This window comes from Neoroseomonas terrae (genome assembly GCF_018129025.1).
Lineage (GTDB): Bacteria > Pseudomonadota > Alphaproteobacteria > Acetobacterales > Acetobacteraceae > Neoroseomonas > Neoroseomonas terrae.
Window position 1 is genome coordinate 156,472 of record NZ_JAAEDI010000008.1, and the last position, 19,536, is coordinate 176,007.

Consider the following 19,536-nt stretch of genomic DNA (forward strand, 5'->3'; position numbering starts at 1 on the left):
GCGAAAAAGCGCCGCTACCTACTCCGTGGCCCGCGGCGCGACAAGGCTTGGAGGGCGGACCCGGCCATGCAGGCCGGATTGCCGGTCAGAGCGGCATGCAGCGCACGATGTCGTTATGCCCGCGGGCGAGGGTCGCCATCGTGCCGACCGGGCAGGACGCCGCCTGCGCGTTGGTGGCCGGCGCCAGACCCGACTGCCAGGACACGGCGCGGCGCGCCGGGGCGCAGTTGCGCCCACGGCAGGTGGCCGCTGCCTGCTGGCGGCCGGCAGTGCGGGTCGTGGTCCGCGCCGCGGTCTGGCGGCTGCGCGTCGTCGTCCGCGCCGTCGCCTGGCGGTTGGTGGTGCGTGCGGCCGTCTGTGAGCGAGGCTGCGGCGTGGCGCGGGTCAGACGCTGCGGCGCGGTCGCCCGGCGCGTGGCTGACGCACGGGCCGTCTGCGGCGCCGCTGCGCTGCGCGACTGCGCCTGGGTCTGCTGCGACCGGCTGCGGGCCTCGGAAGGCACAGAGGTCCACGCCAGGGTGGCTAGGGCGACCAGAGCCATGGCCAGCATCCGCATGAACCTACCTCTCATCAAAGGTGTGCAATGATTCTTTGACACTTCTAGCGGCGAGGGTGAGCGACGGGAAGAGGCGGGTTTGCTGCGATGCGGAACGAACCGGCGCGCCGGACGGCCGAAAGGAGCCTGGCCCCTCTCCATGATCACCTCATGTCAGATGCGGCAGGGCCAGGTAATCCTGCGACTGCATCTCGACCAGCCGCGACGCCGTCCGCTCGAACATGGCCGCGTTCTCGCCGCGTTCATACAGCCGGTCCGGGTAGTCCTCGGCGCTCGCCACCAGCTTCACGCGGTGCTCGTACAGCGCGTCGATCAGCGTGATGAAGCGCCGGGCCTTGTCGAAATTGTCCGGGCCCAGGCGCGGGATGCCGTCCAGCACGACAGTGTGGAAATGCGTCGCGACCGCCAGGTAGTCCGCCGGGCCGAGCGGCTTGCCGCAGATGTCGTTGAAGTCGAAGCGGGCGACGCCGCGCGCCGCCTGCGGCACCTCCACCGCGCGGCCGAGCAGTGTCAGCTTGCAGGGTTCCGCCGGCACGTCGCCGGTCATCTCGGCGAAGGCGGCATCGAGCGCGCGTTCGGCGCGGCCGTCGGGCGGGACGTGCCAGGTCGGCAGGCCGCGGATGCGGTCGCGGCGGTAGTCGCGCGCCGAATCGAGCACCAGCACCTCGATCCGCTTCTTGATGAGCTGGATGAAGGGCAGGAACGCGTCCCGCCCCGGCTTTCCCTTGAACAGGTTGTCCGGCTCGGTGTTCGACGTGGCGACGATGACGGCGCCCCGGGCGAACAGCGCCTCGAACAGCCGGCCGAGGATCATCGCATCGGCGATGTCGTGCACCTGGAACTCGTCGAAGCAGAGCAGCGCCGCCTCGGCGACGATGGAATCGGCCAGCGGCGGGATGGGGTCGGCGGTATCCCCATGCTGCTTCTTCCAGGCGTGGATGCGCTGGTGCGCCTGCTGCATGAACTGGTGGAAGTGGATGCGCTGCTTCCGCGCGACATCGGCCGAGGCGAAGAACAGGTCCATCAGCATGGACTTCCCCCGCCCGACCTCGCCGACGAGGTAGAGACCGAGCGGCGCGTCGACCGGCGCCTCATCCACCGGCTTGCGGCGGAAGAAGCGGCCGAGGAAGCCGCCCGTCTCGGGCGGCTCGACCTTCGGGTCGTAGCCGCGGGTGCGGCGCCAGAGGTCCTGCAGCATCTCGGCGGCGTGGATCTGGGCGGGGTCGGCGATGATATCGCCCGCGGCGATGCGCGCGCGCAGCGCCGGCAGCGGCCCTTGGGCAAGCGTGCGGGCTTCCGGGCCCGCGGCAGTGGCGGGCTGGGCGTCCGGGGGAGGGGTCATGATGCGTCCCGCTGTAGCCCGGGGCCCGGCAAGCGACAACCGCAGCCCGGCCATGTCCCCGGCGCCCTGGACGCCGGGGCCGCGCGGCCGGAGGCTGCCGGATCATGGAACAGCTCCTGTCCCATCTGCCGCCCCCGGGGGCCCTTCTCGGCATCGCCTTCGCGGCGCTGGCGGGTGGTTTGTCACGCGGCTTCTCGGGCTTCGGGGCGGCGTTGGTCTTCGTGCCCCTGGCGTCGGCCGCGGTCGGGCCGCGCGCCGCGATCCCGGTGCTGGCGCTGCTCGAGATCGTGTCCTGCCTGGTGTTCCTGCCCGGCGCCTGGGCCTATGCGGCGCGGCGTGAGGTGCTGGTGATGGCGGCCGGGGCAATCCTGGCCGTGCCGGTCGGCAGCCTGGTCCTCGCCCATTCCGACCCGGTGGCGCTGCGCTGGGGGCTGACGGTGCTGGTGCTGGTGGCGGTGGCCGTGCTCGCCTCGGGCTGGCGGTATCGCGGATCGGAATCGGTACCGCTGACGGTTGGCGTGGGCATGGCCGGCGGGCTGATGAGCGGCGCGGCCATGCTGGGCGGCGTGCCGCCGGCGGTATGGTGGCTCGGGCGGGCCGCCTCCGCGCGCGTGCTGCGCGCCAGCATGAATCTCTATTTCGCCATCCTGACCGCCGCGATCGTCGCGGCTTTCGCCCTGCACGGGCTGTTCGGCTGGCCCGCGCTATGGCTGGCGCTGGCGGCCGGGCCAGCCTACGGGGTCGGTCTCTGGGCCGGCGCCGCGCTGTTCGGGCTGGCCAGCGAGACGACCTTCCGCCGCACCGCCTACGGCCTGATCCTGGCCGCGGCGGTGCTCGGAATGCCGTTGTGGGACCCCCTCACGGGCCGATGATCCGGGCGGCGGCCACGATGTCGCGGATGCGGTCGGTGTCGGTCGCGCCGGCTTCGACCCGAGCGATCGCCTTGACCTCCGCCGCCTGGATCGCGCGCAGGCGCTCGAGGATGGCCGGCGCGCGGTCCAGCGGAATCACGACGACGCCGTCGGCATCGCCCACGATGATGTCGCCCGGCCGGACATGCTGGCCACCGAGGGTGACGGGCGCACCCACCACCGCGGGGCCGTTCGCCGCCGGGGAGGCCGGAATGATGCCGGCGGCGAACAGCGGCAGGCCGGTGGCGACGATGCCGGATTTGTCACGGGCCAGCCCGTCGGTGACGAAGGCGGCGATACCCTTGTTCTTCATCATGCCGGCGACGATGTCGCCGACCACCGCCGTCGCCGTATAGGCATCATTGGCGATGACGACGACGTCACCGGGCTGCGCCTCCGCCAGCGCGCCGTACACCCCGACCACGTCGGCGGGGTAGGACAGGGCGGTCATCGCCGGGCCGACGAAGGCCGCGTTGCCGGGGTCCATCGGCTTGATGCGGTGGTCGAGCGCCCCGCGACCGTCCATGGCGTCGGCGAGGTGCGACGTCTGCGCGCCGCGGAAGGCTTCGACCAGCGTCGGGTCCGGGCGATGATGGCCGCGGTGGATCGTCATCAGCGGCGGGTTGTCGAGCATGGCGGTTTCCCCTGCATTTTCCCTGCGGGGAGCCTCGCCTGCGTCAGCCGATGCGTCCAGTCGCCATGGGGCGGGCGGGCGGAATGGCAACCCGCGGGGGCACGAAAGCGCGGGGCATCGGTTGCGGTGCGGCAATCCCCGTGTTATCCGCCCGCCGCCGCCCGGGGGCTTCCCTGCGCGGCCATGTCGTATGCCGCAGCCCAGAAGAAACAGGACCGCGATCGCCAGTGGCCGCCGCCGAGACCAGCCCGACCGCCTCCCTCGCCGCCGTGAAAACCGGTGGTGCCCCTGAGCGCTATGCGCTCGCCTTGCTCGGCCTCGCCGACGACAAGCGCCAGACCGATCCGGGCGCGCTGGATCGCATCGCAGCCGATCTCGAAGGACTGTTCGGCCTTTGGCGCGACGATGCCGCCTTCCGTGAGTTCGTCGCCGATCCGCGCCTCGATGCCGCCAAGCAGCGCGCGGGGGCCTTCGCGATCCTCGACCGTGCCGGCATCGGCACCGAGGTGAAGAACCTGGTCGGCGTGCTGATCACCAATCGGCGCCTGGCCCAGCTGCCTGCTGTGGCGCAGGCCTTCGGCACGCTGCTCGCGGAACGCCGCGGCCAGCAGACGGCCGACGTGACCACCGCGCATCCGTTGACGGACACGCAGCGCGCTCAGATCACCGCCCGCCTCACCGAGGCCGGCTGGTCGAATGTGCGCCTGTCCGAAAGCGTCGACGCTTCCATTCTCGGCGGGCTGATCGTCCGGATCGGTTCCCGCCTTTATGACAACAGCATCAAGTCCAAGCTGCAGCGCCTGCAGTACGCGATGAAAGGGGCCGCCTGACCATGGATATTCGTCCCGCCGAAATCTCCGAGATCCTGAAGCAGCAGATCGCGGGGTTCGACGCCGACGCCAACGTGGCCGAGGTGGGCACCGTGCTGACCGTCGGTGACGGCGTCGCCCGCGTGTACGGCCTGCAGAACGTGATGGCCGGTGAGCTGGTCGAGTTCCCGTCCGCCGGCCTGCGCGGCATGGCGCTGAACCTCGAAGCCGACAATGTCGGCGTCGTGATCTTCGGCGACGACCGCGGCATCCGCGAGGGCGACACCGTCTCCCGTACCGGCTCGATCGTGGACGTCCCCGTTGGCAAGGGCCTGCTCGGCCGCGTCGTCGACGCGCTCGGCAACCCGATCGACGGCAAGGGCCCGCTGACCGACGTGACGCGCACCCGCGTCGAGGTGAAGGCGCCCGGCATCATTCCCCGCAAGTCGGTGCACGAGCCGATGCAGACGGGCATCAAGGCGATCGACGCCCTGATCCCGATCGGCCGCGGCCAGCGCGAGCTGGTCATCGGCGATCGCCAGACCGGCAAGACGGCGGTGATCGTGGACACGATCATCAACCAGAAGCCTGTGAACGCGACGGGCGATGAGTCCAAGAAGCTCTACACCATCTATGTCGCGGTCGGGCAGAAGCGCTCCACCGTCGCCCAGCTGGTGAAGACGCTGGAAGAAAACGGCGCGCTCGAATACTCCATCATCGTCGCGGCCACCGCTTCCGACCCGGCGCCGATGCAGTTCCTCGCGCCCTATTCCGGCTGCGCGATGGGCGAGTTCTTCCGCGACAACGGCATGCACGCGGTCATCTTCTATGACGACCTGTCGAAGCAGGCTGTCGCGTATCGCCAGATGTCGCTGCTGCTGCGCCGTCCGCCGGGCCGCGAGGCGTATCCGGGCGACGTGTTCTACCTGCACTCGCGCCTGCTCGAGCGCGCGGCGAAGATGAATGACGATTTCGGCAATGGCTCCCTGACCGCGCTGCCGGTCATCGAGACGCAGGCCGGCGACGTGTCGGCCTACATCCCGACCAATGTCATCTCCATCACCGACGGCCAGATCTTCCTCGAGACCGAGCTGTTCTATAAGGGCATCCGCCCGGCCGTGAACGTCGGCCTGTCGGTTTCCCGCGTGGGCTCGGCGGCGCAGATCAAGGCGATGAAGCAGGTTGCCGGCAAGATCAAGCTGGAGCTCGCGCAGTACCGTGAGATGGCGGCCTTCGCGCAGTTCGCGTCGGACCTCGATGCGACGACGCAGGCGCTGCTGGCTCGCGGCGCGCGCCTGACCGAGCTGCTGAAGCAGCCGCAGTACAAGCCGGTTCCGGTCGAGGAGCAGGTGGTGTCGCTGTTCGCCGGTACCCGCGGTTATCTCGACCGCATCACGGTGAATCAGGTCGGCGAGTTCGAGCGCCGCATGCTGGCCGACCTCAAGGTCCGCGAGCCTGCGATCCTTGACGCGATCCGCACCGACCGGGAGATCAAGAAGCCGACCGAGGACAAGCTGGTCGCCTTCCTCGACTCCTTCGCCAAGTCCTTCAGCTGAGCGGAAAGGGGGCGGAGAGCCTCACATGGCCAGCCTGAAAGACCTCCGCATGCGGATCAACAGCGTGAAGTCCACGCGGAAGATCACGCAGGCGATGAAGATGGTGGCGGCGGCGAAGCTTCGCCGCGCCCAGTCCCGCGCCGAGGCGGCGCGGCCGTATGCCGAGCGTATGGAGCGTATGCTCGGCTCGCTCGGCGCCGCGGTGGCGGGGCAGCCCGATGCGCCGAAGCTGCTGGTGGGCACGGGCGGCGACGCCGTGCATCTCCTGGTGGTGGTCAGCGGCGATCGCGGCCTGGCCGGCGCCTTCAACACCAATGTGGGCCGCTTCGCGCGCGCCCGTATCCGTGAGCTGGAAAGCCACGGCAAGACGGTGAAGGTACTCGCGGTGGGCCGCAAGGCGGCGGTGTACCTGCGGCGCGAGTTCGGCTCCCGCTTCGTGGGCGACATCTCCTTCGCCGGGAAGAAGGTGGTGGGCTTCGAGGATGCGGCCGAGGTCGCGGCGAAGATCACCGAGATGCTGGAAGCCGACGAGTTCGACGTCTGCACGCTGATCTACAACCGCTTCAAGAACGTCATCACGCAGACGCCGTCCGAGCAGCAGCTGATCCCCGGCGCCCTGCCGGAGCAGGAAGCCGCCGACGCGACCGCACCGCAGGCGCTGTACGAGTATGAGCCGGCCGAGGACGAGATCCTCGCCGCGCTGCTGCCGCAGAATCTCGCCGTGCAGATCTATCGCGCCATCCTGGAGACCAGCGCCGGTTTCTACGGCAGCCAGATGACGGCGATGGACAACGCCACGCGCAATGCCGGCGACATGATCAACCGGCTGACCATCAACTACAACCGTACACGCCAGGCCAACATCACCAAGGAGCTGATCGAGATCATCTCCGGTGCCGAAGCCGTTTGAGCAGGGAACTCGCACGATGAAGAACAACGTCGGCAAGGTCACGCAGGTGCTGGGCGCCGTCGTGGACGTGCAGTTTCCGCAGGAGCTGCCGTTCATCCTGAACGCGCTCACCACCAAGGTCGAAGACCGTACCCTGGTGCTGGAAGTCGCGCAGGAACTCGGCGAGCGCACCGTGCGCTGCATCGCCATGGACACCACGGACGGCCTGGTGCGCGGCACGGAAGTCGTCGACACCGGTGCGCCGATCTCGGTGCCGGTCGGCCCGGGCACGCTCGGCCGCATCCTGAACGTCATCGGCGAGCCGATCGACGAGCGCGGCCCGGTGCCGCACGACAAGGCCTACAACATCCACCGCGAGGCGCCGGCCTTCGACGAGCAGGCGACGGCGGCCGAGATCCTTGTCACGGGGATCAAGGTCATCGACCTGCTGGCCCCGTACCTGAAGGGCGGCAAGATCGGCCTGTTCGGCGGCGCCGGCGTCGGCAAGACCGTCACCATTCAGGAGCTGATCAACAACGTCGCCAAGGGCCATGGCGGCGTGTCGGTCTTCGCCGGCGTGGGTGAGCGCACCCGCGAGGGCAACGACTTGTACCACGAGATGGTCGATGCCGGCGTCATCAAGCTCGGCGACGGCACCACCGAGGGGTCGAAGGTGGCCCTGGTGTACGGCCAGATGAACGAGCCGCCGGGTGCGCGCGCCCGCGTCGCGCTCTCGGGCCTCTCGATGGCGGAATACTTCCGCGACGAGCAGGGCCAGGACGTGCTGTTCTTCATCGACAACATCTTCCGCTTCACGCAGGCGGGCGCGGAAGTGTCGGCGCTGCTGGGCCGCATCCCGTCGGCGGTGGGCTATCAGCCGACGCTCGCCACCGACATGGGCGCGCTGCAGGAGCGCATCACGTCCACGAAGAAGGGCTCGATCACCTCGGTGCAGGCCATCTACGTGCCGGCCGACGACCTGACCGACCCGGCGCCCGCGACGTCCTTCGCCCACCTCGACGCCACGACGGTGCTCAACCGTTCGATCGCCGAGCTCGGCATCTTCCCGGCCGTCGATCCGCTCGACTCGACCTCGCGTGCGCTCGACCCGCGCATCGTGGGCGAGGAGCACTACAAGACGGCGCGTGAAACGCAGCGCATCCTGCAGACCTACAAGTCGCTGCAGGACATCATCGCCATTCTCGGCATGGATGAGCTGTCGGAAGAGGACAAGCTGGTCGTGGCGCGCGCGCGCAAGATCCAGCGCTTCCTGTCGCAGCCCTTCCACGTCGCGGAAGTCTTCACCGGCACGCCGGGCGTGTTCTGCAAGCTGGAAGACACGATCCGCTCCTTCGCGGGCATCGTCGCCGGCGAGTATGACCACCTGCCGGAAGCCGCCTTCTACATGGTCGGCACGATCGAAGAGGCCGTGAAGAAGGCCGAATCGCTCAAGGCCGCTGCGTAAGCAGCGTCTTTGATTGACCCTCAGACGCCGGGCGGCGGCATCCGCCGCCCTTGGCGTCGCCGCGTGACTGGCGCGCTTGAGGGGTAAGCCTTATGGGCGGCGCCGGCCGCTGTGCGGCCGGATTCTCCGAGGTCGGCGTCCCGATTGGGCGGGCACACCGGTTGCAGTGTAGGTTTCGGGAGCGTTTGCGATGGCCACCTTCCAGCTCGAGTTCGTCTCCCCCGAGAAGCTGCTGCTCTCGCGCCCGGTGGAGATGGCCGTGCTACCCGCCGCCGAGGGTGAGATGGGCGTGCTGCCCGGCCATGCCCCGATGATCGTGGCGCTGCGCGGCGGCGTCATCAGCGTGACGGAAGACGGGCAGGTCACCGAGCGCCTGTACGTTGCCGGCGGCTTCGCCGAGGTGACGCCGACCCGCGTGACCATCCTGGCGGATGAGGCGACGCCGGTTGCCGAACTGTCGAAGACCGATGCGATCGAGCGCATTACGGCCGCCGAGGCTGCATTGCTCGAAGCGCAGGACCTTTCACCCGAGAAGCGCGAAGCTGCGATGAATCGCCTGCTCGCGGCCCGCGCGATGCTGGATGCCGCCCAGGCGGCGTGATCCACCGGCCCTGCGTTACTGCAGCGCAGTCACGGCGCGACAATTCAGTGACAGCTTGCCTTGAATCTGCCCAGCGTCCCATGAGAATGAGGCGCAGGCAGACGCGGTTCCGACCAGATCCACCGGCGAGGTAGGCGATGAAGCATTGGCATATCGACGAGGTGGGCTGGGACAGGTTCGATCCATCGAAGGTCGATCCGCAGATCGTGCCGCTGGTGAAGGCCGCGGCGATGGTCGAACGCAATGCCGCCGACTACGTCACCTACCTGACCCGCATCTTCGCCGACGATCCGGACTTCCGCGCTGCGGCCGAGCATTGGGGCGTCGAGGAGACGCAGCACGGCGACGCGCTGGGCCGCTGGGGGGAGATCGCCGACCCGGGCTGGAACTTCCAGGATGCCTTCGCGCGCTACCGCGCCGGCTACAAGATCCAGCTCGATGCCGATGCGTCGATCCGCGGATCCCGCACCGGCGAACTCATCGCGCGCTGCATGGTCGAGACCGGCACGTCCTCCTACTACACCGCGCTCGGCGAATCGACCGAGGAGCCGGCGCTGAAGCAGGTCTGCCGGCTGATCGCGGCCGACGAGTACCGGCACTTCAAGCTGTTCTACGACCACATGAAGCGTTACCTGGCCCGTGAGCAGCTTTCCTTCACGCGCCGCCTGCGCATCGCCCTCGGCCGCATCGGCGAAAGCGAGGATGACGAACTCGCCTACGCCTTCCACTGCGGCAACGAGGCCGAAGCCGTGCCGTACGACCATGCGCGCTGCATCAGCGGCTACATGGGCCGGGCGATGGGCTTCTACCGCTTCCGCCACATCGAACGCGCCACGGGCATGATCTTCAAGACGATCGGCCTCGAACCTCGGGGGCGGGTTTCCGACATCGCGGCGAAGGGTGCCTGGCGGCTGCTGTCCTGGCGGCGGGACCGGTACTTGGCGGCGCTGCGCAAGGCAGCAAACGAGAATGCCGGGGACAGCGCCCAGGCGGCGTGACCCTGCCGGCGGACGGGCCTTCGTGCAGGCCCGGCGCAGGCGACGACCTCGGGGACACACCCCGATCCGACGACAGCCGCGCGCCATGTGGCTCGGCGGGCGAGCGCCGGCACGACCCTGGCACCTTCATCGGCCATGCTTTCCCCGACCATCACCTATGGGCTCTCGGCGATCGGCATCGCGCTGTGGGACATCCGCGCGAAGGCCGCCCATGGGGGTCGCGGAAGGGTCGCCCTGCATGGGGTTCCCAGCCGTTCGGCACGCCCGGCCCGCGCCGAAGGCGCCGCGCCCGCCCGGCGCAGGGTTCGGCCCTGGCGAGCCGGCAACCTTCCGGCGAATCGCGATTGTGACAGCGCGAAACGCCCGATCTCCTGGGACTACCCTGGCTCCATTCCGGACAATGACGCGCGGTTAAGAAAAATCTTCGGCCCGGATCGATTTTCCCTTTGCGGCGCGGGCGGGCCGGTCCTATACGCCGGCCCAGACGCAGTACGCACGTGCCTCTGGCCCCCGGCCGCCTAGCGGCCAAAGGGTTTACGCAACGACGTCAAGCGTTCTGGCAACCCCGTCCGGCCTGGCCGGGCGGCCTACTTTGGTCGCTGGTTCGTTCGACCGTTTCGTCAACCTTGGGCCGTCGCCGTGACAGGTGGCCCACCGGAGCCTGGAGTGTACGGCGATGACCCCGAAGATCGCCCGGTATCTGCGCGATTCCGCGCCGGCGACGCCATGCCTCGTCGTGGATGTGGACCGCGTGGAGGAGAATTATCGCCGCCTGAAGGACGTGCTGCCGCTGGCGCGCGTCTACTACGCCGTGAAGGCCAATCCGGCGGCCCCGATCCTTGAGCGCCTGACGGGCCTTGGCTCGTCCTTCGACGCAGCGTCGTGGGAGGAGATCGACGCCTGCCTCACCGCCGGTGCAGCGCCGAGCGCGATCTCGTTCGGCAACACGGTGAAGAAGGTGTCGGCCATTCGGGCGGCGCATGAGGCCGGCGTGACGATGTTCGCCTTCGACAGCGAGCCCGAGCTTCTGAAGATCGCCCGGCACGCACCCGGCGCGCGCGTCTATTGCCGCATCCTGGTCGAGAACAAGGGTGCCGAATGGCCGCTCAGCCGCAAGTTTGGCTGCGAGCTGGACATGGCACGCGACCTGATGGTGCAGGCGCAGGCGCTCGGCCTCGACCCCTACGGCATCTCCTTCCATGTCGGCAGCCAGCAGACCAGCACCGCGGCCTATGAGGGCGCGATCGCTCGCGTCGCCATGCTGTTCACCGACCTCAAGGAGGCCGGGGTGAAGCTGCGCATGGTCAATCTCGGCGGCGGCTACCCGGTGCGCTACCGCGCCGAGGTGCCGGCGATCGACGATTTCGGCATGGCCATCATGGGCGCCATGACCCAGCATTTTGGCAATGATCTGCCGGAGATGCTGATCGAGCCGGGCCGCTTCATGGTGGGCGATGCCGGCGTGGTCAGCAGCGAGGTCGTGCTGGTTTCCCGCAAGGGGAAGGACGACCCGGTGCGCTGGGTCTATCTCGACATCGGGCGCTTCGGCGGCCTCGCGGAGACCGAGGGCGAGGCGATCAAGTATGCGTTCCGCACGCCGCATGAAGGCGGGGCGGACGGTCCGGTGACGATTGCCGGCCCGACCTGCGACAGCACCGACACGCTATATGAGAAGTCGAACTACCGCCTGCCGCTGGCGCTCGACTGCGGCGATCGCGTGGAGCTGCTGTCCACCGGCGCCTATGTGACGAGCTACGCCTCGCAGAACTTCAACGGCTTCCGGCCGCTGGCGGAACACTACATCTGATGATCGGAGGGGCTCTGCCCCTCCGCACCACTCCGCCAGGATGCTCGGCATCCTGGACCGCAGTCTGTTCGCGCCACGCGGAACAGACGCGTCGGGACTCAGAAGCGCGCCCGGTGCGCGGCAGCCCGCCGTGACAGTGGCGCCCGGCGCCAGATCGAGGTTTCCAAAGGCCCTTCGGCCTTTGGTGGGGTGAGGTCCGGAGAGGGGCGACGCCCCCTCTCCGCCGCTACCGGCCTCAGCCGCCGAGCCGCGCCTTCACCATCGGCCCGGCCTTCGCCATGTCCAGCGTCGCGGCGTGCTTTGCCTTCAGCGCGGCCATCACCTTGCCCATCTCCTTGATCGACCCCGCGCCGGTCTCGGCGACCGCCGCGTCGATCGCGGCGGCCATGGCGGCGTCGTCCATCTGCTGTGGCAGGAAGGCTTCGATCACGGCGATCTCGGCTTCTTCCTTCGCGGCCAGTTCCTCGCGCCCGCCCTGGCGGTACATCGTCACGCTCTCCGCGCGGGACTTCGCCATGCCGCGCAGCATGGCGATGATGCCTGCCTCGTCGACCGGCGGGTTCGGCCGGGCCGCGATGTCGGTGTCCTTCAGCTTGGCCGTGATCATGCGCAGGGTGGAGACGCGGGCGCTGTCGCCGGCGCGCATGGCGGTCTTGAGGTCCTCGGTGAAGCGGTCGCGCAGGGACATTTGATGTGATCCTCGATCAGTATGTGCGATATAGCGCGTTGGCGGCCTGGGAGGAAATTTCCCGCGCGACTGATTCAGCTTGCGGCGGGAATTCCTTTCCCGGCATAAGCCCTTCCCATGCGCACCGTGGAAGAGATCATCGGCCTGCTCGGCGGGCTGGACGCGGCAGCCGCGCGCTGCGGCGTCGGGACCGAGGCCATCCGCAAATGGCGGCAGGCCAAGGCGATTCCGGCGAAGCATTGGCCGGCGGTGCTGGCGGCCACGGGCCTCGCCTTGTCGGACCTGCCCGGCGCGCCACCGGAAACCCAGAAGACGGAGACCGCCATGGACGCGGCCGATACCCCCCCTGACGGCGCCACGGGCTGCCTGGTGCTGGCCGACGGGACGATCTTCTGGGGCCGCGGCTTCGGGGCCGAGGCCGCGACGGTCGGCGAGATCTGCTTCAACACGGGCATGACCGGGTATCAGGAAACGCTGACCGACCCGTCCTATGCCGGGCAAATCATCACCTTCACCTTCCCCCATATCGGCAATGTCGGGACCAACCCCGAGGACATCGAGACGATCACACCGGCCGCGCGCGGGCTGATCGTCAAGCAGGACGTCACGGAGCCGGCGAATTACCGGGCGACGAAGCACCTTGATGCCTGGCTGCTGTCTTATGGCATTCCGGGCGTGTCGGGGATCGACACCAGGGCGCTGACGGCCCGCATCCGTGATCTCGGCGCGCCGAACGGGGTGATCTGCCACCGGGCGGATGGGAAGTTCGACATCGCCGCGCTGAAGGCGCAGGCGGCGGCGTGGCCGGGGCTCGAGGGCATGGACCTCGCGAAGGAAGTCAGCGTCCGCCAGACCTATCATTGGGACGAGACGGAATGGGCCTGGCCGGAAGGCTTCGGCCGGCAGGCGGCGCCCGCGCACAAGGTCGTCGCGGTCGACTACGGCGCGAAGCGCAACATCCTGCGCTGCCTGGCCTCGGCCGGCTGCGAGGTCGTGGTGGTGCCGGCGACGGCGACGGCCGAGGAAATCCTCGGCCACAAGCCGGATGGCGTGTTCCTGTCGAACGGCCCCGGTGACCCGGCCGCGACCGGCGAATACGCGGTGCCGGCGATCCAGGGTGTGCTGGAGAGCAGGGTTCCGGTCTTCGGGATCTGCCTGGGGCATCAGCTCCTCGCGCTCTCGCTGGGTGCGAAGACCTACAAGCTGCCGCGCGGCCACCGCGGCGCGAACCAGCCGGTGAAGGACCTGACGACGGGCAAGGTCGAGATCACGTCGCAGAACCATGGCTTCGCCGTGGACCCGAAGACCCTGCCGGCGAATACGGCGGTCACGCATGTCTCGCTGTTCGACGGCACGAATGAGGGTATCGCGGCGACCGACCGCCCGGCCTTCTCGGTGCAGTATCACCCCGAGGCGAGCCCCGGCCCCTCCGACAGCCACTACCTGTTCCATCGTTTCGTGGAGATGATGGAGGCGTCCAAGGCCGCGCGGGGCTGAACCCCGCCGGCGGGTCGCGTCCGATGATCGTAGCGCCGCAGGGCGCGAAGGTCTGAATCGGCCGCGCGAACAAAGGGGAGATGGCATGTTCGATCTGAAGGGGCGCGCTGCGCTCGTCACCGGCGGCAATGGCGGCATCGGGCTCGGCTTCGCGCGCGGGCTGGCAAAGGCCGGCGCCGCGGTCATGGTCGCCGGGCGCAACGCCGCGAAGAACGCGGCGGCTGTCGCGGAGCTGAAAGCGCTGGGTGCCGTCGCCGACAGTGTCGAAGTGGACGTGACCGACGAGGCCTCGATCCGCGCCATGGTCGCGACCACGGCCGAGCGGCTCGGGCGGCTCGACATCCTGGTCAACAACGCCGGCACCAATATCCGCAACCGTCCGGAAAGCTACCGGATGGAGGATTGGCACACCGTCATCGCGACGAACCTGACCAGCGGCATGATCGCCGCGCAGGCGGCGCATCCGCATCTGAAGAAGGGCGGCGTCGGGCGCGTCATCAACAACGGGTCGATGCTGTCGATCTTCGGTCTGCCGTTCCACGCCGCCTATGGCGCGTCGAAGGGCGGTGTGGTGCAGATGACGAAGTCGATGGCCGTGGCCTGGGCCGCCGACGGCATCACGGTGAACGTCATCCTGCCCGGCTGGATCGACACCGACCTGACCCGCAAGGCGCGGCAGGACATGGCGAATCTGAACGAGGACGTGCTGCGGCGCACGCCTTCCAAGCGCTGGGGAACGCCGGGCGATTTCGAGGGCGTGGCGGCCTTCCTCGCCTCCGACGCGGCAGCCTTCATCACCGGGGTCGCGATCCCGGTCGATGGCGGGTTCTCGGTTCACGGGTGACGATGTGCGCTGGCGGCGAGCGATCCTGATGGGACTGGCGGCGAGCCCGCTGGTGGTGGTCGCGGCGCTCGCCGCGGCGCCGGAGGGCAGCCTGCGCTGCGCCGAACCCGTCCTGCGCTCCGTCAGCCCGGATGGCACGCATGAACTGACCGTCTGCCCGCGCCGGTCCTGGCGCTTCGCCATGCCGGGCCAGGGCAGCGACGTGCCCGGCTGGGTGGTGTTGCGAGACGGTGACGGACACATCGCGGGCGTCGTCGATGTTGGCGTCATGCTCGAGATCGACCAGCCGGCCGAATGGGAGAGCGGCGTTGCGCTGATCCCGCTCGCCGCGCGGATCGAGCCTTTCCCGCGTGACCTTCCGGCATGGCGGCGCGTGCTCGACGACCGCCGGCGGCGGCTCGCCGCGCATCTGGGCCTGGCGCCGCGCAGCGAGGAATTCCGCTGATGCCGACGATCGAGACGCTGCTGGTCTTCGCCGCGCTGTCCTTTGGGCTGGCGGCGACGCCCGGGCCGAACATGCTTTACCTCGTCTCCCGCGCGCTGGCGCAGGGGACGGCGGCCGGGCTGGTTTCGCTGGTGGGCTGCCAGGTCGGCTCGCTGGTCATCATGCTGTGCGCGGCCGCGGGGCTGACGGCAGCGCTGTTCGCGGTGCCCTACGCCTGGGATGTGCTGCGGATCGGCGGGGCGGCGTATCTCGCCTGGCTGGCGTGGCAATGCCTGCGGCCGGGCGGGCAGCCGATCTTCGCGCCGCGCGCCATGCCGCGGGAACCGGCGCTACGCTTGTTTTCCGTCGGCTTCGCGACGGCGGCGCTGAACCCGAAGGTCGCGCTGTTCTATGTGGCGGTGCTGCCGCCCTTCATCGATCCGGCGCTCGGCAGTGTCTTCGTGCAGGGCGCGGTGTTGGGCGCGGTGCAGATCGGCGTCGCGATCGTCTTCGATGGGCTGCTGGTCTATGGCGCGGCGGGTGTGGCGCGGTTCCTCGGCACGCGGCCGGCCTGGATGGCGGCGCAGCGCTGGCTGCTCGGCGTGGCGCTGGCGCTGATCGCGGTGAAGCTCGCAACGGACGGGCGGCGCTGATGTATCTCTACGGCCTGGACGCGCTGATGCACGGCGGCATCGCAATGACCATCGTCCTGCTGCCGGCGGTCGTGCTGTTCTGGCGCCTGACCGGAACGCTGCGCGGAGGGCGCGCGCTGCGGCCCTTCGTGACCGTCGTCGCGTCGTACGGCGCGGCGTGCGCCGGCGCCGGGCTCTGGGCCTTCAATTTCGAGCGCCCGAGCTTCGTCGACGAAGCCATGGCCGGCGCGCTGATCATCGGCGCCGTCCTCGGCCTCGTCGCCTTCCTCATTCTCCTTCTCCTCCCGCGGAAAGCCTGAACCATGCGTCGCACCGTTCTGCTCGCCCTGCCGCTTCTCGCAGGCTGCGGCACCTCCGGCTGGCAGGACCCGCCGCGCGGCCAGCAGACGATCTGCGACGACACCGGCGCGCGAACGAATATCGGACCCGAGACGCGGCTCGACGCACGCCCGCGCCCTGAATGCCGGCCGGCCCCTGCCGCGCCGCAACGCTGAACACCGAGCTGGATCCCTTACCCATGCCGAAGCGCACCGACATCAAATCCATCCTCATCATCGGCGCCGGCCCGATCGTCATCGGCCAGGCCTGCGAATTCGACTATTCGGGCGCCCAGGCCTGCAAGGCGCTGCGCGCCGAGGGCTATCGCGTCATCCTGGTCAATTCCAACCCGGCCACGATCATGACCGATCCGGGCCTGGCGGATGCGACCTACATCGAGCCCATCACGGTCGAGATCGTCGAGAAGATCATCGCGAAGGAACGCCCCGACGCGCTGCTGCCGACCATGGGCGGGCAGACCGCGCTCAATACCTCGCTGAAGCTCGCCGAGGCGGGCATCCTCGAGAAGTATGGCTGCGAGCTGATCGGTGCGAAGGCCGAGGTGATCGACAAGGCAGAGGACCGCCAGAAGTTCCGCGACGCCATGGCAAAGATCGGCATCGAGAGCCCGAAATCCGCCATCGCCCACACCATGGACGAGGCGCGCGAGGGGCTGAAGCTGGTCGGGCTGCCCTGCGTCATCCGCCCCTCCTTCACCCTCGGCGGCACGGGCGGCGGCATCGCCTACAACCGTGAGGAATTCGAGCAGATTGTCTCGGCCGGTCTCGCCGCCTCCATGACCTCCGAGGTGCTGGTCGAGGAGAGCGTACTCGGCTGGAAGGAATTCGAGATGGAGGTGGTCCGCGACCAGGCGGACAATTGCATCATCATCTGCTCCATCGAGAATCTCGACGCGATGGGCGTGCATACCGGGGACAGCGTGACCATCGCGCCGGCGCTGACGCTGACCGACAAAGAATACCAGCGGATGCGCGATGCCTCCATCGCGTGCCTGCGCGAGATCGGCGTCGACACGGGCGGGTCGAACGTGCAGTTCGGCATCAACCCCGCCGATGGCCGCATGGTGGTCATCGAGATGAATCCGCGCGTGTCGCGCTCCTCCGCGCTGGCGTCGAAGGCGACGGGCTTCCCGATCGCCAAGGTCGCCGCGAAGCTCGCCGTCGGCTACACGCTGGATGAGCTGCAGAACGACATCACCATGGTCACGCCGGCATCGTTCGAGCCGACGATCGACTACGTCGTGGTGAAGATCCCGCGCTTCACCTTCGAGAAGTTCCCCGGCACGCCGCCGACGCTGACGACCAGCATGAAGTCGGTCGGCGAGACGATGGCGATCGGGCGGTCCTTCGCGGAGGCGCTGCAGAAGGGCCTGCGCGGGCTCGAGACCGGGCTGTCGGGTCTGGATGAGATCCCCGTGCCCGGCGACGGATCGGCCCAGGCGTTCCACGCCGCGCTGGCGACGCCGAAGCCCGACCGCGTGCTGGTCGTGGCGCAGGCGATGCGCGCCGGCGTGTCGCTCGAGGAAATCCACGAGGCATCGAAGTTCGATCCGTGGTTCATCCGCGAGGTCGAGAAGATCGTGCAGGCCGAAGCGACGGTGCGCGAGAAGGGCCTGCCGCAGAATGCGACCGCGCTGCGCAAGCTGAAGGCGCTGGGCTTTTCCGACACGCGGCTCGCGACGCTGGCGAAGGTCAAGGATGCCGAGGTCGCTGCACTGCGCGGCCGGCTCGGCGTGCAGGTGGTCTACAAGCGCATCGACACCTGCGCCGCGGAGTTCGCCTCCGAGACGCCCTACATGTACTCGACCTATGAGGGCGGCTTCGGCGTGCCGGTCTGCGAATCCCGCCCGACCACGCGCAAGAAGGTGGTGATCCTCGGCGGCGGGCCGAACCGCATCGGGCAGGGGATCGAGTTCGACTATTGCTGCGTTCATGCCTGCTACGCGCTCCGCGACGCCGGCTACGAGACCATCATGGTCAACTGCAACCCGGAGACGGTCAGCACCGACTACGACACCTCCGACCGCCTGTATTTCGAACCGCTGACGGCCGAAGACGTGATCGCCCTGATCCGCAAGGAACAGGAATCCGGCGAGGTGCTCGGCTGCATCGTGCAGTATGGCGGGCAGACGCCGCTGAAGCTGTCCCAGGCGCTGCACAAGGCGGGCATCCCGATCCTCGGCACCAGTGCGGAGGCCATCGACATCGCCGAGGACCGCGAGCGCTTCCAGCAACTGCTGAAGGGCCTCGGCCTGAAGCAGCCGCAGAACGGCACGGCGCGTAATCTGGACGAGGCGATCACCGAGGCGAACCGCATCGGCTATCCGGTCGTGGTGCGCCCATCCTACGTGCTCGGCGGCCGCGCGATGGAGATCGCGCATAATGACGAGCAGCTCCGCCGCTTCGGTGCGGAGGCGGTGAAGGTCTCGGGCGAGAACCCGATCCTGATCGACCAGTACCTGCAGGATGCGATCGAGGTCGATGTCGACTGCATCTGCGATGCCGAGGGCCGCGTCTACGTTGCCGGCGTCATGGAGCATATCGAGGAAGCCGGCATCCATTCGGGCGACAGCGCGTGCTCTCTGCCGCCCTACTCCCTGCCGCCGGCCATCGTGACGGAGCTGAAGGCCGAGACGGAAGCCATGGCCCGCGCGCTGAAGGTGCAGGGGCTGATGAACGTGCAGTACGCCGTGAAGGATGGCGACATCTACGTTCTGGAGGTGAACCCCCGCGCCTCCCGCACCGTGCCCTTCGTCGCCAAGGCGACGGGCGTCGCGGTCGCGAAGATCGGCGCGCGCGTCATGGCAGGCGAGGCGCTGTCCACCTTCAAGCTCGATGACGACGCGGTTTCCCGTCACGTCGCGGTCAAGGAGGCTGTCTTCCCCTTCAACCGCTTCCCGAACGTGGACGTCATCCTCGGACCCGAGATGAAGTCGACGGGCGAGGTGATGGGCCTGGATCATTCCTTCGAGCGCGCCTTCCTCAAGGCGCAGCTCGGCGCCGGGGTGAAGCTGCCGGAGGCCGGCACCGCCTTCATCTCGGTGAAGGACAGCGACAAGGCGGCGGCGGTGACCGTGGCGCGGCGCCTGGCGGATATGGGCTTCAGCCTGCTCGCCACGCGTGGCACCGCGGTCCGCATCCGCGAAGCGGGGCTGGAGGTCCAGGTGGTCAACAAGGTGCTGGAAGGCCGGCCACATTGCGTGGACGCCATGAAGTCCGGTGACATCCAGCTGGTGATCAACACCAGCGGCGGCGGGCAGTCCGTGGCGGACAGCTTCGACATCCGCCGATCCGCCCTGACCCACGGCATCCCGCACTATACGACCGCGGCCGGTGCCCGGGCTGCGGTGCATGCGATCGCGGCCCTGAAAGCCGGAACGCTTGATGTGGCGCCCCTGCAAGCGTATTTTGCCACGTCGTTCTGACCGCGTGGGGGCCCCTTCGGGCCCCCGTGGCGTCTCTTCCCCCCGCCGCCCGTCAGGCCTGGACAACCGGACCGAGGGGCCGGGCTCCGGGGGAGTGCT

19 protein-coding genes are annotated in these 19,536 nt (G+C 68.9%); 15 read left to right on the forward strand and 4 right to left on the reverse strand.

Translation table 11 applies throughout. The features are described from left to right. Positions 1-85: 85 nt before the first annotated feature. On the reverse strand, positions 86-541 hold the full coding sequence (locus tag GXW78_RS09285) for a hypothetical protein (protein ID WP_211868127.1): 456 nt from the start codon (positions 539-541) through the stop codon (positions 86-88). A gap of 163 nt (positions 542-704) precedes the next feature. Next, positions 705-1,898: a cell division protein ZapE gene (gene zapE / locus GXW78_RS09290; RefSeq protein WP_211868129.1), complete on the reverse strand. Its 1,194-nt coding sequence runs from the start codon at positions 1,896-1,898 to the stop codon at positions 705-707. 104 nt (positions 1,899-2,002) lie between these two features. On the opposite strand from zapE, the gene GXW78_RS09295 reads away from it, so the two are divergent. Beyond that, positions 2,003-2,770, forward strand: a complete 768-nt coding sequence (locus tag GXW78_RS09295; RefSeq protein ID WP_211868131.1) for a sulfite exporter TauE/SafE family protein — start codon at positions 2,003-2,005, stop codon at positions 2,768-2,770. On the opposite strand, the gene GXW78_RS09300 is transcribed toward GXW78_RS09295, so the two are convergent. Next, positions 2,757-3,443 (reverse strand): RraA family protein, encoded by a 687-nt coding sequence (locus GXW78_RS09300; protein ID WP_211868132.1) that lies wholly within the window; start codon positions 3,441-3,443, stop codon positions 2,757-2,759. The two genes, GXW78_RS09295 and GXW78_RS09300, sit on opposite strands and share 14 nt — an antisense overlap. Positions 3,444-3,670: 227 nt before the next feature. Here GXW78_RS09300 and atpH point away from each other — a divergent pair, with 227 nt between their 5' ends. The 7 genes from atpH (at position 3,671) to GXW78_RS09335 (ending at position 11,568) form a co-directional block, all read left to right on the forward strand. After that, positions 3,671-4,273, forward strand: a complete 603-nt coding sequence (atpH, locus tag GXW78_RS09305) for an ATP synthase F1 subunit delta (protein WP_338147713.1) — start codon at positions 3,671-3,673, stop codon at positions 4,271-4,273. A gap of 2 nt (positions 4,274-4,275) precedes the next feature. Then, positions 4,276-5,808 (forward strand): F0F1 ATP synthase subunit alpha, encoded by a 1,533-nt coding sequence (gene atpA, locus GXW78_RS09310; RefSeq protein ID WP_211868134.1) that lies wholly within the window; start codon positions 4,276-4,278, stop codon positions 5,806-5,808. A gap of 25 nt (positions 5,809-5,833) precedes the next feature. Next, a complete protein-coding gene (locus tag GXW78_RS09315) occupies positions 5,834-6,718 on the forward strand; it encodes a F0F1 ATP synthase subunit gamma (RefSeq protein WP_211868136.1) in 885 nt (294 codons plus the stop codon). 16 nt (positions 6,719-6,734) lie between these two features. Beyond that, a complete protein-coding gene (gene atpD, locus GXW78_RS09320) occupies positions 6,735-8,162 on the forward strand; it encodes a F0F1 ATP synthase subunit beta (RefSeq protein WP_211868137.1) in 1,428 nt (475 codons plus the stop codon). Positions 8,163-8,352: 190 nt separating this feature from the next. Further along, a complete protein-coding gene (gene atpC, locus GXW78_RS09325; RefSeq protein WP_211868138.1) occupies positions 8,353-8,763 on the forward strand; it encodes an ATP synthase F1 subunit epsilon in 411 nt (136 codons plus the stop codon). Positions 8,764-8,900: 137 nt separating this feature from the next. Then, a complete protein-coding gene (locus GXW78_RS09330; RefSeq protein WP_211868139.1) occupies positions 8,901-9,761 on the forward strand; it encodes a ferritin-like domain-containing protein in 861 nt (286 codons plus the stop codon). 676 nt (positions 9,762-10,437) lie between these two features. Further along, complete coding sequence (locus GXW78_RS09335) at positions 10,438-11,568, forward strand: type III PLP-dependent enzyme (RefSeq protein ID WP_211868140.1); 1,131 nt, start codon at positions 10,438-10,440, stop codon at positions 11,566-11,568. 235 nt (positions 11,569-11,803) lie between these two features. Here the strand turns inward: GXW78_RS09335 and GXW78_RS09340 are convergent, their stop codons facing one another. Further along, entirely contained in the window at positions 11,804-12,256 is a 453-nt protein-coding gene (locus GXW78_RS09340) for a GatB/YqeY domain-containing protein (protein WP_211868141.1), read from the reverse strand. A 117-nt stretch (positions 12,257-12,373) separates the two neighbouring features. Between GXW78_RS09340 and carA the strand changes: the two genes are divergently transcribed. From carA to carB, 7 genes are all read left to right on the forward strand, one after another. Then, a complete protein-coding gene (gene carA / locus GXW78_RS09345) occupies positions 12,374-13,753 on the forward strand; it encodes a glutamine-hydrolyzing carbamoyl-phosphate synthase small subunit (protein ID WP_211868142.1) in 1,380 nt (459 codons plus the stop codon). An 85-nt stretch (positions 13,754-13,838) separates the two neighbouring features. Continuing rightward, positions 13,839-14,597, forward strand: a complete 759-nt coding sequence (locus tag GXW78_RS09350) for an SDR family NAD(P)-dependent oxidoreductase (protein WP_211868143.1) — start codon at positions 13,839-13,841, stop codon at positions 14,595-14,597. Next, positions 14,572-15,042 (forward strand): hypothetical protein, encoded by a 471-nt coding sequence (locus tag GXW78_RS09355; RefSeq protein WP_211868145.1) that lies wholly within the window; start codon positions 14,572-14,574, stop codon positions 15,040-15,042. Before GXW78_RS09350 ends, GXW78_RS09355 begins: the two co-directional genes overlap by 26 nt. Continuing rightward, positions 15,042-15,674 carry a LysE family translocator gene (locus tag GXW78_RS09360; RefSeq protein ID WP_211868146.1) on the forward strand — a complete coding sequence of 211 codons (633 nt, stop codon included), beginning with the start codon at positions 15,042-15,044 and terminating at the stop codon, positions 15,672-15,674. The genes GXW78_RS09355 and GXW78_RS09360 overlap by 1 nt, the downstream gene beginning before the upstream one ends. 44 nt (positions 15,675-15,718) lie before the next feature. After that, positions 15,719-15,973 carry a hypothetical protein gene (locus tag GXW78_RS09365; protein WP_211868148.1) on the forward strand — a complete coding sequence of 85 codons (255 nt, stop codon included), beginning with the start codon at positions 15,719-15,721 and terminating at the stop codon, positions 15,971-15,973. Between the two features lie 3 nt (positions 15,974-15,976). Beyond that, positions 15,977-16,168: a hypothetical protein gene (locus GXW78_RS09370; protein WP_211868149.1), complete on the forward strand. Its 192-nt coding sequence runs from the start codon at positions 15,977-15,979 to the stop codon at positions 16,166-16,168. A 23-nt stretch (positions 16,169-16,191) separates the two neighbouring features. Continuing rightward, positions 16,192-19,437, forward strand: a complete 3,246-nt coding sequence (gene carB / locus GXW78_RS09375) for a carbamoyl-phosphate synthase large subunit (protein WP_211868150.1) — start codon at positions 16,192-16,194, stop codon at positions 19,435-19,437. Positions 19,438-19,536: the final 99 nt, after the last annotated feature.

Coding starts and splice junctions, on each gene's coding strand:
- GXW78_RS09285 (WP_211868127.1), bottom strand. CDS start 541: ATGGCTCTGGTCGCCCTAGCCACCCTGGCGTGGACCTCTGTGCCTTCC.
- zapE (WP_211868129.1), bottom strand. CDS start 1,898: ATGACCCCTCCCCCGGACGCCCAGCCCGCCACTGCCGCGGGCCCGGAA.
- GXW78_RS09295 (WP_211868131.1), top strand. CDS start 2,003: ATGGAACAGCTCCTGTCCCATCTGCCGCCCCCGGGGGCCCTTCTCGGC.
- GXW78_RS09300 (WP_211868132.1), bottom strand. CDS start 3,443: ATGCTCGACAACCCGCCGCTGATGACGATCCACCGCGGCCATCATCGC.
- atpA (WP_211868134.1), top strand. CDS start 4,276: ATGGATATTCGTCCCGCCGAAATCTCCGAGATCCTGAAGCAGCAGATC.
- GXW78_RS09315 (WP_211868136.1), top strand. CDS start 5,834: ATGGCCAGCCTGAAAGACCTCCGCATGCGGATCAACAGCGTGAAGTCC.
- atpD (WP_211868137.1), top strand. CDS start 6,735: ATGAAGAACAACGTCGGCAAGGTCACGCAGGTGCTGGGCGCCGTCGTG.
- atpC (WP_211868138.1), top strand. CDS start 8,353: ATGGCCACCTTCCAGCTCGAGTTCGTCTCCCCCGAGAAGCTGCTGCTC.
- GXW78_RS09330 (WP_211868139.1), top strand. CDS start 8,901: ATGAAGCATTGGCATATCGACGAGGTGGGCTGGGACAGGTTCGATCCA.
- GXW78_RS09335 (WP_211868140.1), top strand. CDS start 10,438: ATGACCCCGAAGATCGCCCGGTATCTGCGCGATTCCGCGCCGGCGACG.
- GXW78_RS09340 (WP_211868141.1), bottom strand. CDS start 12,256: ATGTCCCTGCGCGACCGCTTCACCGAGGACCTCAAGACCGCCATGCGC.
- carA (WP_211868142.1), top strand. CDS start 12,374: ATGCGCACCGTGGAAGAGATCATCGGCCTGCTCGGCGGGCTGGACGCG.
- GXW78_RS09350 (WP_211868143.1), top strand. CDS start 13,839: ATGTTCGATCTGAAGGGGCGCGCTGCGCTCGTCACCGGCGGCAATGGC.
- GXW78_RS09355 (WP_211868145.1), top strand. CDS start 14,572: ATGGCGGGTTCTCGGTTCACGGGTGACGATGTGCGCTGGCGGCGAGCG.
- GXW78_RS09360 (WP_211868146.1), top strand. CDS start 15,042: ATGCCGACGATCGAGACGCTGCTGGTCTTCGCCGCGCTGTCCTTTGGG.
- GXW78_RS09365 (WP_211868148.1), top strand. CDS start 15,719: ATGACCATCGTCCTGCTGCCGGCGGTCGTGCTGTTCTGGCGCCTGACC.
- GXW78_RS09370 (WP_211868149.1), top strand. CDS start 15,977: ATGCGTCGCACCGTTCTGCTCGCCCTGCCGCTTCTCGCAGGCTGCGGC.
- carB (WP_211868150.1), top strand. CDS start 16,192: ATGCCGAAGCGCACCGACATCAAATCCATCCTCATCATCGGCGCCGGC.